Source organism: Aeromonas lusitana, assembly GCF_002812985.1.
In the GTDB taxonomy this organism is placed as follows: Bacteria; Pseudomonadota; Gammaproteobacteria; order Enterobacterales; family Aeromonadaceae; genus Aeromonas; species Aeromonas lusitana.
Genome location: NZ_PGCP01000016.1, coordinates 46,935 through 60,400 on the forward strand (window position 1 = coordinate 46,935; position 13,466 = coordinate 60,400).

Consider the following 13,466-nt stretch of genomic DNA (forward strand, 5'->3'; position numbering starts at 1 on the left):
ACATGAGACTGGCACTGTTTGATTTGGACGAGACCCTGATCGCCGGGGACTCCGCCAGCCTCTGGCTGGAACACATGGTGGCCCAGGAGCTGGCGCCCGCCACCATGGTGGCCGAAGAGCAGGCCATGATGTCCCTCTACCATCAGGGCAAGATGGACATGCACCAGTACATGGCCTTCACCCTGCAGCCCCTGGCGGGCAAGAGCCGAACCTGGCTCGATCAGCAGTGCCAGCACTTCGCCGAGGGGGTGCTGAGGGATCGCCTCTACCCGGAGGGATTGGCCCGCATCGAGTGGCATAGACAAAGGGGGGACGTGCTGGTGCTGATCTCCGCCTCCGGCGAGCATCTGGTGGCCCCCATGGCCCGCATGCTGGGGATGGATCACTGTGTCGCCATCCTGCTGGATGAGGAACAAGGCATGCTGACCGGCCAGACCCGGGGCACCTTGAGCTTCAGAGAGGGCAAGGTGGCGCGCATCAACCAGCTGTTTGCGGGGCACCCAGGAGTCTGGCAGGAGAGCCACGGCTACAGCGACTCCCACAACGATCTGCCGCTGCTGCGGGCGGTGGCCCATCCCCATGCGGTCAACCCGGCTCCCGGCCTGCGTCAGGTGGCCGAAGAGCTGCACTGGCCAATCCTGCACTGGCAACTCGCCGTCTGATGGCAGAAGAGACCCGGGGGTCTCTTCTTTTTTGTCAGGCTGGCCGGGCTATTTGGCCTCGACCGGTTCTGGCACGCTGCCGAGGTAGATGCGGTTCTTACCATCGCGCTTGGCGCGATACACCTCCGCATCCACTATCTCCAGCAGGGTCCTGGCATCCAGCCCGGGCGTGTTCGCCACCAGGCCGCCGCTGAAGGTCAGCCTCAGATCCGGCTCGCGCCAGTCCAGGGAGGCCACCCCCATCCTGAACTGCTCGAGCAGCATCAGGCAGAAAGAGGAGTCCGGGTTGACCAACAGGGCCACCAGCTCCTCGCCGCCGTAGCGGCAGACCCAGCCGTGATCCCCCAGCAGCTGGTTGCCCAGCGCCGACACCCGCTTGAGCACCACGTCCCCCGTGTGGTGGCCATAGGTGTCGTTGACCCGCTTGAAGTTGTCCAGATCCAGCATGGCCAGGCAGAAGGGTTGCTGCTCCAGCAGCATGTGCTGCAGCCGCTCGTCGAAGAAGCGCCGGTTGTAGAGGCCGGTCAGCTTGTCCATGTTGGCCAGCTGGCGCACCTCGTGATAATCCTTGCTCACCTCGGCGAGCTCGGCATAGACATGTCTGAGCTCGCGCATGCCCCCCTGGGGCACGTCATCAGGTGGCAGCCGGCTGGCGCGGATCATGGCGGAGATCTCATCCAGCATGCGCCTGAAGTAACGGACCCAGAACAGCGCCAGCAGCGCGTAGAGCACGCAGGCCAGCATCACCACCCCCAGCACGTTGAAGGAGGCGCGAGCCACCACGGCCTGGAAGCTGGCCGCCGGTTGCACGCTGATCAGCACCCAGTTCCAGTGGGGCAGCCGACGATAGGCCACGAACTGCTGGGCGTCGGTATCCAGGAAGACACCTTCATCCTTGCTGAAGCGAGAGAGCCACTGGGGATGGGACATGGCCTTGAGCAGGCGACCCGGATCCGGGTCGGCGAGCACCTTGCCGGAGCGATTGATGATCATCTGGTAGCCCGCCTCCGGCTGCTTGTTCAACTGGGCGGAGAAGGGGGCAAGCACCACGTCGATGGCCAGCACCGCCTGCACCTTGCCCGCTTGATCGGTCAGGGCGCGCGCCAGGGAGATCATCAGCTTGTCATGGAGCTCGCCATAGCCCTGATAGGGTTCAGTCCACACCAGCTTGCCCGCCTGCTGGCTGGCCAGCTGATACCAGGGACGCGTTCTGGGATCGTAGTCTGCGGGCACCTCGGGTCTGGGGTAGATGAGGAAATCCCCCCTGGCGGTGCCCACATAGGCGGAGTCGAGATCGGCCATGACCCCCTTGTAGAGGGTCCACTCCTGCAGATAGCGCTCCGGGTGTCGCAGCCCGGCGCCGCTGAAATCCTCGACCAGGGCCCGGTCGTAGATCAGGTTGAACTGTCGTTCCAGCTCGTCGAGATAGGGTTCGATGAAGGTGTGTTGCAACTGCTGATTGGTGGCGAGCAGGCGCTGCTGCAAGTCGATTTGCAGGCTGCGTTCCATGTGCAGATAGTAGATACTGCCCAACATCAGCACCGGCAGGAAAAGCAGCACCAGCCCCAGTCGCATCCGAGCAACCAGAGACCAATTTTGCGTGGTTACAATTCCCTTGTCACGCTTGGCCAATCCAGGCCCCCAGCTACCGTCCGATGTGATCTAATGTCAGAATATCAGCCCGGCCAGATGGCACCAAGAGGAAGCTTGCGATGAGCTCAATGGGAAGGAACAGGCTCAGATGTTGAACCCGGATCTGCTGATGGCGCTCCATTATTGCGCCGTGATCACCCTGACCGGGGCCGTCACATCCGAGTATTTCCTGTTCCGGCGGGGCATGTCCATCGAGCAGGTGCGCAAGCTGCTGATCGCCGACAGCCTGGTGGCCCTGGCCCTGCTGCTCATCTTCATCACCGGCGTGCTGCAACTGCTGGCCCACCCCCTCGAGCCCAGGGTGGTGCTCGCCAATCCCGGCTATCGCATCAAGCTGCTGCTGTTCTTCGCCATGGCCATCAGCTTTGGCTACCCCAGCCGGCTGTTCCACCACTGGCGCCGCTCCCTGCGCCAGGGGCGCGCCCCCATGGTCTCCATCCAGCAGCAGTTCTGGGTGGTCTGGATCCTGCGCGGCAACCTGCTGCTGCTCGCCCTCATTCCCCTGCTGGCCAAGCTCGCCAACGACTGACTGATCACCCCCGCCCGCCATGCGGGGGAGGCCGGATCTGCCCCCTATCCTTCGGCTCCCGCACCAGCCACTCCACCCGCCAGGCTGACCAGTGACGAACATCCGGCCCCTGCACCCGTTCGACATCGCAAAAGGCGGGCGACAAAGCCCCCCGCACACGGGTATCGTGGTGACAGGAGCCGAGGAGTGCTCCCGTGATTGCTGCTTCAGGGATGAATTCGTATGCGTTCGAACATGATGTTATTGATGGCCGCCGCCATCTGGGGACTGGGCTTCGTCGCCCAGCGCCTGGGGATGGACCACATGGGGCCCTTCACCTTCAACGGCCTGCGCTTCCTGCTCGGTGCCCTCTCCCTGCTGCCCCTGTTGTGGTGGCTCAAGTCGCGCCAGCCCAGCGCGCCATCCGAGCCGCCCTCCGGCGAGCGCAGGCTGCTGCTCATCGGCGGCTTGCTCGCCGGCACAGTGCTGTTCAGCGCCGCCTCCCTGCAACAGGTGGGGCTGCTCTACACCACGGCCGCCAAGGCGGGCTTCATCACCGGCCTCTACATCATCCTGGTGCCGGTCATCGGCCTCTTGCTGCGCCACAAGACGGGGGTCAACACCTGGGTCGGCGCCCTCATCGCCATGGCGGGGCTCTACTACCTCAGCGTGACCGACGACTTCACCATAGGCTACGGGGATCTGCTGCAGGTGATAGGCGCCCTGTTCTGGGCCATCCACCTGCTGGTGCTGGATCACTACTCCAACCGGGTCGCCCCCATTCGCCTCGCCGGCGTCCAGTTCCTGGTGTGCGGCCTGCTGAGCCTCGCCACCGCCTTCGTCATCGAGACCCCGACCCTGGGCGCCGCCGTGGCGGGCTGGCAGGCCCTGCTCTACGCCGGCCTGGTGTCGGTCGGCATCGGCTACACCCTGCAGGTGGTGGGCCAGCGCGGCGCCCATCCGGCCCACGCCGCCATCATCCTCAGCCTGGAGACGGTGTTTGCCGCCATCGGTGGCGTGCTGCTGCTCGGCGAATCCCTGGATGAGCGCGCCATCGTCGGCTGCAGCCTGATGCTGGCAGGGATGCTGATCTCGCAAATTCGTCTGAGATGGTGGTGGAAGTCCCGCCGGGACAAGGTACCAAGCCAATCTCGATGAGCGTGTCATTATCGGTCGGCTGCCCCCTGATGCTGGCAGGCATGCTGATCTCTCAAATTCGCCTGCGATGGTGGTGGAAGTCCCGCCGGGACAAGGTGCCAAGCCAGTCGTGACTGCCCCATGGGCCACGTTCTGATGTGAGCGTGGCATGATCAACGGCCAGCACCGAACGCCCTTGATAGACCACCCGCCGAGATCTCTTGCGGATGTGAAAAACCCGCCACGAGCCCAGATGCAAAGAGGAGCCATCACTGGCTCCTCTTGGTCTTATCTCGCATATCCACTGCTTTTTAGTCTGGAAGCAGTCGCTCTGGCTATCAAGCCTTGACGCTGGAGCAGAAGCTCACATCGTCGCGCAGCGGATCATTGCTGGAGCTGTGATAGAGCTCGAAGCAGGGGCCGTCGCCGAAGGCCAGCCCGGCCGCCACGATTTCGCCGACATGCTCCTGCCACAGGGGCCCGTACTGGCTTCGGTCCGTGATCACATAGCGGGACTGGGCATAGCGGCCGGTAGGGATGAGCTGGGATTCCACCTCCCCCGAGACCGCCGTGCCCGCAGGTACCGTCACCCCGATATCGGTGCGGCACTGGGCCGGCGCCGTCACCTCAGGGTTGTCGTGGTAGATGAAGATCCACTCCCCCTCCGCCAGCCCCCGCGCCGCCGCCCACTGATAGAGCCGCTGGCAGACGGGATCATAGCCCTCCCCATAGGGGCCGGTGACGCGAATATAGGCCAGGGTACGGCCACTCATCTGTTCGGTTTTCATCCTGAAACTCCTCTCGTTTGACACCCCCTCATCATGCCCCTCGTTCGAAGAGAAGGCGTGTCCATCCTTGCTCTCCTGGTGTCCAGCCTTGCTGTTTGGCAGCCGTTCCGGGTGACGGCGCACCTCCCCCGGGGTCATGGCAAACTGCTTGCGAAACGCCTTGGCAAAGGCCTGGGAGCTGGCAAAACCGGCCGCTAGCGCCACGCTGGTGACCGGCGCCTTGCCGTAACGCAGCGCCGCGCAGGCCCGCTCCAGCCGCAGCCTGCGCTGCATCTCACCGGGGGCTTCGCCGGTCACCGCGGTGAACACCCGGTGGAAGTGGTAGCAGGAGAGGCAGGCCAGGGCCGCCACCTCGTTCAGGCTCAGCTCGGGATCCAGCTCCAGGGCCCGGATGGCGGGCCGCAGGCGGGCACGGTAGTCGATCATGGCAGGCTCACTCTTATGGCAATCTCGCTCTCACTGACGCTCACGGCAGGCGGACCCGCCCCATATGCAGGGCATCGACGAAGCGCCCCTCGCGAAACGCGTAGGCGGGGGAGCATCCCTCCTCCACGAAGCCATGCTTGCGATAGAGCGCGATGGCGGGGGCGTTGTCGCTGTAGACCGTCAGCTCGAGCCGCTGCAGGTTGAGCCAGTTGTCCGCCAGATCCACCGCCGCCCCCAGCAGGGCCGAGCCCACGCCGCGGCCGGCCCAGTCGTCGCGTACTCCCATGCCAAAAGAGCCCACATGGCGGCGCCGCGGGTTGGCCTCCAGCCAGAGTCTGAGATCCCCCACCAGCAGCTCGTCCACTATGGCCACCAGGCCGTAGCCGCCGCCCTCCGCCAACCGCTGCTGCCACATGGCCAGGGTCGGATAGGGCATCTGCAGGGTGCCCGCCTGGGCTCTGGGCATGGCATAGAGATCCCGCAGCCCCTGGGCATCGCCGGCCTCCGTCTGACGGATCCTGATTTCAACCATTTCCTCTCTTCCCCTGTGCGTGAACCTTCGTCCAACATAGCGCCCTTTGCATCCATCGCCAACTCCATTAGGGCCATCTATCAAACACTTAGGCATGACCGATTGGCCCCGCTCGCGCCCCTTGCCGTATCGTGCCTCCATCATCACAAGGAGATGCCCCATGACCGACAAGACCCTGCACAGCGCCAATGGCGCCCCCGTCGTCGACAACAACAACAGCCTGACCGCCGGCCCCCGTGGCCCGGTACTGATGCAAGACATCTGGTTGATGGAAAAACTCGCCCACTTCGACCGCGAGCGCATCCCGGAGCGGGTGGTGCACGCCAAGGGCTCGGGCGCCTACGGCACCTTCACCGTGACCCACGACATCAGCCTGTTCAGCAAGGCGGACTTGTTCAACGCCGTCGGCAAGCAGACTCCTGTGTTCCTGCGCTTCTCCACCGTCGCCGGTGAGAAGGGGGCCGCCGATGCGGAGCGCGACGTGCGCGGCTTCGCCCTTAAGTTCTACACGGAGCAGGGCAACTGGGATCTGGTGGGCAACAACACCCCCGTCTTCTTCATCCGCGATCCGCTCAAGTTCCCGGACTTCATCCACACCCAGAAGCGGGATCCCCGCACCAACCTGCGCAGCGCCACCGCCGCCTGGGACTTCTGGTCCCGCCACCCGGAATCCCTGCACCAGATCACCACCCTGTTCAGCGACCGCGGCATCCCGAAAAGCCTGCGGGAGATGAACGGCTACGGCAGCCACACCTTCAGCTTCATCAACGCCGCCAACGAGCGCTTCTGGGTCAAGTTCCACTTCAAGACCGAGCAGGGCCACAGCTTCTACACAGATGAAGAGGCCGCCGCCGCCGTCGGTCAGGACAGGGAAACCAGCCAGGCCGATCTGTTCAACGCCATCGAGCGGGGCGACTTCCCGCGCTGGAAGGTCCATGTGCAGATCATGCCGGAGGCCGAGGCCCATACCTATGAGATCCACCCCTTCGATCTCACCAAGGTGTGGCCCCACAAGGATTACCCGCTGATCCCGCTGGGAGTGCTGGAGCTCAACAAGAACCCGGACAACTACTTCGCCCATGTGGAGCAGGCCGCCTTCACCCCGGCCAACGTGGTGCCCGGCATCGGCTTCTCGCCGGATCGCATGCTGCAGGGACGGCTCTTCTCCTACGGTGACACCCAGCGCTATCGCCTCGGGGTCAACCACGGTCTGCTGCCGGTCAACGCCCCCCGCTGCCCGTTCAGCGGCGCCCACCGCGACGGCGCCATGCGAGGGGACAGCAATGGCGGCGCCAGCCCGAACTACCAGCCGAACCGCTTCGGCACCCAGACCCCGAGCGAGCAGCACGAACCGGCCCTGAGCCTGGAAGGGGCCGCCCTGCACTACAACTTCCGCGACTATGATGACGACTACTACAGCCAGCCTGGCAACCTGTTCCGCATCATGGACGAGGGGCAGCGCTCGCGCCTCGCCGCCAACCTGGCGCGATCCCTGGTCAACGTGGAGGACGACGCCATCGTCCAGACCCAGCTCAGGCACTTCGAGCAGGCAGATCCGGAATACGCCAAACGGGTCGAGCTGGCACTGGCCGCCCTGCAGCGCTAACCATCTGACGACCAATAAAAAAGGAGGCCAATCGGCCTCCTTTTTTCGCTCTAAACCACATATAAAAACGGAGCCCTGAGGCTCCGTTTTTCAATTCTATCAATTCAGTATCAATCCCGAACGGAACGCGCTTCGCGCTCTGCCCGTTCCCGTACCAACAGGCGTTTGTACCACCAGCTACTGCGACGACGTTGCATATTGGAAGAGCGACGAGCCATTTGCTTAGATCCCAGCCGAGAGAAGAAAGTGCCGCATTATGCGATAGAGATCACTCTCATGTCTGTAGCTGGATCAAGAAAAGGCTCACTGACCCACGCTGATCGTCTCTCTATTGCTGCTCCCTTCGGCGGCAGGCTGATACAGCTGAGGCTCACGCCAGGCCAGGGGACCGTTGCTCTCCTGCGCATTTTGCGGGCCGCACTCCAGCCAGACGTCACCCTGCTGGATGCGGGCACCGAGGGAGAACTTCTGATCCTGATACCAGCAGACCCGCTCCGGCAAGGATCCGAGCGGCAGCACCAGATCCGTGCCCACCGAGTGGCTGAGCGGCGTCTGGCCCGGCGCCGCCATCGCGCTGGCAACGGTGCCCACGGCAAACAGACAAAGACCGAATTTAATCATGACGAACGACCTGTGAGGTGAAGAGCCTGTTCATGACAGGCGACCATGGTTGTCGCCGACTTGACCAATATCTGTCGGCGCATCTGGCATTCCGGGGGCAATATGATAGCCTGCCTGCGCCCGCCGCTTCCAGCCGTGAAGGGGCGGCCCAGTTCAGGTGATGTTGCCGGGGAATGGTAACAGATACCCTTATTAATCAAATAATTACTTGGATATGTTGTCGATGCGTATCATGCCGTTGCTCAAGGCTGCCTGCCTGAGTCTGATGTTGTCCGCCTGCGTTGCCCCCCTGCTGCTGATGAGCCCCACCAGCCAGCTGATGTGGGCCCTGCTCAAGCCCCTGGTCGGTTTCGATCCGAACGAGGCGAACCTGTTCGAGCAGCCCCTCATTAAGGACCGCATGACCGCCATGCTGGGCCCCAACTACGACAGCACCATGCAGTTGCTCAAGACCGCCAACGAGCTGCAACAGGAGGGGCCTCTGTTCTACGTGGTCTCTCGCTATGCGCCGGTGCCGGACATCGCCAAACAGGCGGGCATGGTGTGGAACGCCGACACCAACCAGCTCTCCGTCATGCTGCAAAAGAGCGACGGAGCCACCCAGGTGTTCGGTGAGAACCTGACCGCGGCCACCCCGAGCTGGCCGAGCACCATGCAGAACTGGCAAGCAGGCAACCCGACCGCCACCGCCCTCAACGGGGTCGGCAAGGCCATGACGGGATCCGGCGGCTCCCTGCTCGGCAATATGATGGGCGCCATGCAGCAGAGCGCGACCCAGGCCATCACGGGCTCCGCCAAGCAAGCGGTCGGCAGCGCCACAGGCGCCGCGACACAACAGGTGAACAAGAGCGTTACCGGCACCCTGCAGCAGGCCAACCAGGCGGTGACGGATTCTGCCAAGCGGGCAGTGAACGATGCGGCTGCCAGCACCCAGCAGCAGGCAACCAAGGCCGTTACCGACAGCGCCAAGCAAGCCGTGAGCAGCGCCGCCGTCAGCACTCAGCAACAGGCGAGCAAGGCCGTCACCGACAGCGCCAAGCAAGCAGTGAACAGCGCCGCCGTCAGCACTCAGCAACAGGCGACCAAGGCCGTTAGCGACAGCGCCAAACAGGCGGTGAGCAGCGCCGCCATCAGCACCCAGCAACAGGCGAGCAAGGTCGTTAGCGACACCGCCAAGCAAACCGTGAGCAGCGTCGCCAGTACTCAGCAACAGGCGACCAAGGCCGTCACCGACAGCGCCAAACAGGCGGTGAGCGGGACTGCAACCACACTGCAGCAGCAAGCGACCCAGGCAGTGGCCAATTCGGCCAAGCAGGCCGCGAGCAGCGCCGCCGTCAGCACCCAGCAGCAGGCGACCAAGGCCGTGACCGACAGCGCCAAGCAGGCGGTGAGCAGTGCGGAAGCAACTGTGAAGGCAGATGCGGCCAAGCTGGAAGCCAAGGCCGCCGGACAAGGGGACCAGGCCAGGGCGGATGCCGAGGCCGAGCTGGAGAAACTGCTTAACTAATTCCTGGTAGCATTTTTCACCATGCAAACAGGCCACCCTAGGGTGGCCTGTTGTTTATCTGCGATCAGGCAGTGAAACCTTAAAGGTGACGATCCTGCTCGGACGGCTTGGCGAGCTTGTCTTCGCTGTGCTCGATGGCGGTGCGGATAAGGTCGACCCCGGCCCGGATGATCAGCACCCCCATGTTGACCAGCTTGACGCAGACCCACATGAAGGTAATGAGCAGTATCAGCTTGAGGACGGTCTGGAAGGCCTCCAGGAAGTTCTGCTCCAGTTGGTTGGTGAGGCCGCTGGCACTGGTCATCAGCCAGGTGTACACCTCACGCACGAAGGGAATGCGGCTCGGCATCTCCAGCACATCCAGTGCGGCGGGCAAGGCCTGGAAGATGACGATGCTGCCAAAGAGTATCAGGATGACGCCAATGCCTATCCCCAAGAAAAAACCAATCTGTCTCATGGAAAGCCCCAAGATGAGTTACATGAAAGGAACAATAGCCGCCAATACTAGGGACTGCCTCGGCCGACGGCAATCCTTGCGGCTCGGTTTGGACCCGAATCCTGCCGCTTCGGCCGGTATTTCATCAGGAATTCATTGCCCAAGTATCTGATTTCTGTGACCCTTGCCCCACTCATCAGCCCCATGGACCCGTCATGATCCGCGCCCTCTTTTTCCTGTTTCTGTTGCTGTCGCCACTGCTCACCGTCCAGGCAGAGCAAACGGCCCCCAGCGCGGCCGCCTGCGTGATCCGCCACCAGCAACAACTGCTGCTGGTGCAAGACAGGATCTCCGGCCGCTACAGCCTGAGCGGCGGTTACATAGACGCGGGCGAAACCGCCGAGCAGGCGGCCCTGCGGGAACTCCATGAGGAGACAGGGCTGCGCGGCCGGATCACGGCGGAGCTGGGGCGCTGGCAGCGGGCCAAGCTGTTCGCCTGCCAGACCCTGACCCCCATTCAGGCCCAGCAAGACTCGGGCTTTGTTTCCATATTGCAGGCCCCCAATCTCGGCGGCGAAATTCTCAATGCCAGGCTGATCGAACCAACCCTGCTACCAGATGGGGAGCGTCGCTTCCCGGCGCAGCTCGACTGGCTGGCCCCCAGGATCGCAGAGGTACCCGAGAGTCAGGTGCAGTGGCAGGCCGATTTCAGCGAGGGCGCCAGCCCATTGCACAGGGCCGAGTTGCCGCTGATCCAGCGCCTGCAAGGCCGGATAGGCCCAGACGCCCTCTGGCCCCTGGCCGGCAACCTGCTCGGCACGGCTCCCGTCCAGCTGGGGCTGGCCCTGCTGCTCTTGCCGCTACTCGGTTGGCGAAAACTATACCGGATGCTGTTTGCCATGGTGCTGCTCACCCTGCTGGTGCAGCTCGCCAAGGAGGGGTTGGGTTGGCCAAGACCCTTCCACCTGGACCCCAGACTCGCGGGGCAAAGCGCACAGGGCTTTGGCATGCCGAGCGGTCACACCGCCTCCGCCCTGCTGTGCTGGGGCCTGCTGCTCTGCTCGCTGCCCGGGATCAGGGCCTGGCAAGGGATCACGCTCGCCCTGCTGCTGGCAGGTCTGGCCGGGCTGGCCCGGGTCTGGCTCGGGGTGCACTTCATCTCGGATGTGGTGGTGGGCCTGGGGCTCGGCGCCCTGGTGCTGGCCCTGCGCAAACCTATCTTCGCTCTGGCAGACAGGCGTCTCCCCTGGGCGGCCCTGATCCTCGTCAGCCTGGTGGGAGCCTGGCTCACTCAATCCAGCGCCCTGGGGGCGCTGGCCATGTTCACCCTTGGCCTGGTATCGGGTACTCTGTTCCCACTCGAACGACACCCTGTGCCCCCCATAGGCGCCGCCCTGCAGGCCCTGTCGGTCAGCCTGGGTATCGGCGGCCTGTTGCTCGCCCTGCCGCAGCTCACCAGCAGCTCCCTGCTGATCCTGATAGGACAGGGCTTGCTCCTCTGTGGTCTGGGGCTCTGGCTGAGTGCCGGCCTCTGGTGGTCACTGCGTTTCATCAACCCCGGCTCCACGCCCCGGGGCCCAACCCCTCAATAAGGGAATGCGATAGCTATGAAAAAAGTAGATTTGGCCAAGGTAACCCTGGGGGTGCTGTTCCTCAGCCTGCTCATCGTCTCGTGCTTCATGGTGCTGCGCCCCTTCCTGCCCGCCCTGGTGTGGGCCACCATGATCACCATCGCCACCTGGCCGCTGATGCAGATGGCCCAGCGCCTGCTGTGGGGCAAGCGCACCCTGGCGGCCCTGCTGATGAGCAGCATCTTGCTGCTGATGTTTGTCATTCCCCTGTTCATGGCGCTGGCCAACGTGGCGGAGAAGGCCCCCATGCTGATCGAGCTCGGCACCCAGATCAGCCACTCGCCGCCCCCCGAGCTGCTCTGGCTGCAGCAGGTCCCGCTAGTCGGTGACAAGTTGTATGAGTTCTGGCAGCAGATCCTGGCGAGCGGCGGTCAGGTGCTGTTTGCCAAGCTGGCCCCCTATTTCGGCCAGACCGCCCGCTGGCTGGCGGCCCAGGCGGGCAACCTCGGCCTGCTGTTCGTCCACTTCATGCTGACCGTGGCCATCTGCGGCCTGCTCTACCACTCCGGGGAGAAGGCCGCCGACGGCATTCGCCGCTTCGCCCACCGGCTGGCGGGACAACGTGGTGACAACGCCACAGTGCTCGCTTCACAGGCGATCCGCGCCGTCGCCATGGGGGTGGTGGTCACCGCCCTGGTGCAGTCCTCTGTGGCGGGTCTCGGCCTGCTGATCGCCGGCATTCCCTACACCATGATCCTGGTGGTGCTGATGTTCCTGCTGATCGTCGCCCAGATTGGCCCCTTCCCGGTGCTGATCGCGAGCGTCGGCTACCTCTACTGGAGCGGCGACACCACCTGGGGCACCTTCCTGCTGGTCTGGTCCCTGCTGGCGGGCACCATGGACAACTTCCTGCGCCCCTTCCTCATCAAGCGCGGCGCCGACTTGCCGCTGATCCTGATCCTGGTCGGGGTCATCGGCGGCCTGCTGGCCATGGGGATCATCGGCCTCTTCATCGGCCCCGTGGTGCTGGCGGTGGGTTACACCCTGCTGGATGCCTGGATCAAGGAAGACGAACACCCCGCCAGCGACAAGGCGGTGGCCCCGCCTCAGGACAAAGCGATGCCATGATGTAAAACGCCGCCCCCAGGGCGGCGTTTTGTTTATGGCGATAGCGTCAGGCCGGTGGATGCAGTGGATGCCACAGCAGAAAAGAACATCCATCTTGGCTGTACTGCATCTTGCTAAGAAAGGAGAGAGAGCTGAATTTCAGTTGCAGCTAAGTTTTGGTGTTCCAATGCAGGCTTTTCAGGGCACAACTTGATGCGTTTGTTATAAGTCACGGTTAAATATTATGCTGTTATGGTATTGAATGCTTTCTTCTGAGACTGCATGTCCATCCACCACTTTTATTTTTGAAGAATTCAGTTCAATACCACCATAATCACATAGAACATGGCAGTTTGGGCATAAGACAAGCATATTTCCCGGGGTATCTGGACCATTGTGAGGCGAACCTAACGGAATGACATGATGAGCTTCCGAATATAGTTGACCATTCTGAAGCTCGATTGTTGTTCTACAAATTTGACAGGTATGAGAATGAAGCAGTTTAATTTTTCTGGCCAAAGTTGAATCGCGAAGAATTCGGTAAACCTCCTGTTGTGAAACATACGGATTTTCTTCTCCTGAATTGAGATCTGTCGCCAAAGGGGTTTTTGCAACTTTGCTTCGTAGCCCCCAAACACCATTACCTAAACCTTCCAATGAGTAAAAAAGGTCTGGATTTTTCTCGTTGTACGCAGCTGAATCTGAGGAGTGCCTTTGAATTCTCTCCCTAACAGAAGACTTCCAAGCCGGTGTTAGGTTTGGTCGGATTTTCTCAATCTCATCATATATATCAGCCAACTCAGCTTGTCCGCCAAGGTTTTCAAAAGCCTGAACCAAATCATCAGCCCAACTCATTAACTACTCCTTGATACTCATAACTGTGAATAGGTGGGATACGGTACTAATCCGTTA

General features: G+C 62.6%; 13 protein-coding genes and 1 pseudogene. 8 read left to right on the plus strand and 6 right to left on the minus strand.

The features are described from left to right. Positions 1–2: 2 nt before the first annotated feature. Complete coding sequence (locus tag CUC44_RS11445; protein ID WP_100860084.1) at positions 3–662, plus strand: HAD family hydrolase; 660 nt, start codon at positions 3–5, stop codon at positions 660–662. A 48-nt stretch (positions 663–710) separates the two neighbouring features. Here CUC44_RS11445 and CUC44_RS11450 read toward each other — a convergent pair whose 3' ends face one another. Beyond that, complete coding sequence (locus tag CUC44_RS11450) at positions 711–2,237, minus strand: sensor domain-containing diguanylate cyclase (protein ID WP_100860085.1); 1,527 nt, start codon at positions 2,235–2,237, stop codon at positions 711–713. 166 nt (positions 2,238–2,403) lie between these two features. On the opposite strand from CUC44_RS11450, the gene CUC44_RS11455 reads away from it, so the two are divergent. From CUC44_RS11455 to CUC44_RS21485, 3 genes and pseudogenes are all read left to right on the plus strand, one after another. Continuing rightward, the gene (locus tag CUC44_RS11455; RefSeq protein ID WP_100860086.1) at positions 2,404–2,844 is read left to right on the plus strand and encodes a DUF2214 family protein; all 441 of its coding nucleotides are present in this window, start codon (positions 2,404–2,406) and stop codon (positions 2,842–2,844) included. A 222-nt stretch (positions 2,845–3,066) separates the two neighbouring features. Next, the gene (locus CUC44_RS11460; RefSeq protein ID WP_100860087.1) at positions 3,067–3,981 is read left to right on the plus strand and encodes a DMT family transporter; all 915 of its coding nucleotides are present in this window, start codon (positions 3,067–3,069) and stop codon (positions 3,979–3,981) included. Positions 3,982–3,995: 14 nt separating this feature from the next. Beyond that, positions 3,996–4,094 (plus strand): annotated as a pseudogene (locus CUC44_RS21485) (EamA family transporter); the annotation flags it as partial. Positions 4,095–4,298: 204 nt separating this feature from the next. Here CUC44_RS21485 and CUC44_RS11470 read toward each other — a convergent pair. Both CUC44_RS11470 and CUC44_RS11475 read right to left on the minus strand, forming a co-directional pair. Then, positions 4,299–5,174 (minus strand): AraC family transcriptional regulator, encoded by an 876-nt coding sequence (locus CUC44_RS11470; protein ID WP_100860088.1) that lies wholly within the window; start codon positions 5,172–5,174, stop codon positions 4,299–4,301. A 40-nt stretch (positions 5,175–5,214) separates the two neighbouring features. Beyond that, entirely contained in the window at positions 5,215–5,706 is a 492-nt protein-coding gene (locus CUC44_RS11475; protein ID WP_100860089.1) for a GNAT family N-acetyltransferase, read from the minus strand. Positions 5,707–5,866: 160 nt separating this feature from the next. Between CUC44_RS11475 and CUC44_RS11480 the strand changes: the two genes are divergently transcribed. Beyond that, positions 5,867–7,312, plus strand: a complete 1,446-nt coding sequence (locus CUC44_RS11480) for a catalase (RefSeq protein ID WP_100860090.1) — start codon at positions 5,867–5,869, stop codon at positions 7,310–7,312. A gap of 303 nt (positions 7,313–7,615) precedes the next feature. Here CUC44_RS11480 and CUC44_RS11485 read toward each other — a convergent pair whose 3' ends face one another. Next, positions 7,616–7,933 carry a YnjH family protein gene (locus CUC44_RS11485; protein WP_100860091.1) on the minus strand — a complete coding sequence of 106 codons (318 nt, stop codon included), beginning with the start codon at positions 7,931–7,933 and terminating at the stop codon, positions 7,616–7,618. A gap of 223 nt (positions 7,934–8,156) precedes the next feature. Between CUC44_RS11485 and CUC44_RS11490 the strand changes: the two genes are divergently transcribed. Then, complete coding sequence (locus tag CUC44_RS11490) at positions 8,157–9,440, plus strand: hypothetical protein (protein WP_100860092.1); 1,284 nt, start codon at positions 8,157–8,159, stop codon at positions 9,438–9,440. Positions 9,441–9,519: 79 nt separating this feature from the next. Here CUC44_RS11490 and CUC44_RS11495 read toward each other — a convergent pair whose 3' ends face one another. Next, the gene (locus tag CUC44_RS11495; protein ID WP_100860093.1) at positions 9,520–9,897 is read right to left on the minus strand and encodes a hypothetical protein; all 378 of its coding nucleotides are present in this window, start codon (positions 9,895–9,897) and stop codon (positions 9,520–9,522) included. Between the two features lie 194 nt (positions 9,898–10,091). On the opposite strand from CUC44_RS11495, the gene CUC44_RS11500 reads away from it, so the two are divergent. Beyond that, positions 10,092–11,468 carry a bifunctional NUDIX hydrolase/phosphatase PAP2 family protein gene (locus CUC44_RS11500; RefSeq protein ID WP_100860094.1) on the plus strand — a complete coding sequence of 459 codons (1,377 nt, stop codon included), beginning with the start codon at positions 10,092–10,094 and terminating at the stop codon, positions 11,466–11,468. Positions 11,469–11,477: 9 nt separating this feature from the next. Beyond that, on the plus strand, positions 11,478–12,575 hold the full coding sequence (gene ydiK, locus CUC44_RS11505; RefSeq protein ID WP_167388882.1) for an AI-2E family transporter YdiK: 1,098 nt from the start codon (positions 11,478–11,480) through the stop codon (positions 12,573–12,575). 201 nt (positions 12,576–12,776) lie between these two features. On the opposite strand, the gene CUC44_RS11510 is transcribed toward ydiK, so the two are convergent. After that, on the minus strand, positions 12,777–13,409 hold the full coding sequence (locus CUC44_RS11510) for an HNH endonuclease (protein WP_100860096.1): 633 nt from the start codon (positions 13,407–13,409) through the stop codon (positions 12,777–12,779). Positions 13,410–13,466 lie beyond the last annotated feature (57 nt).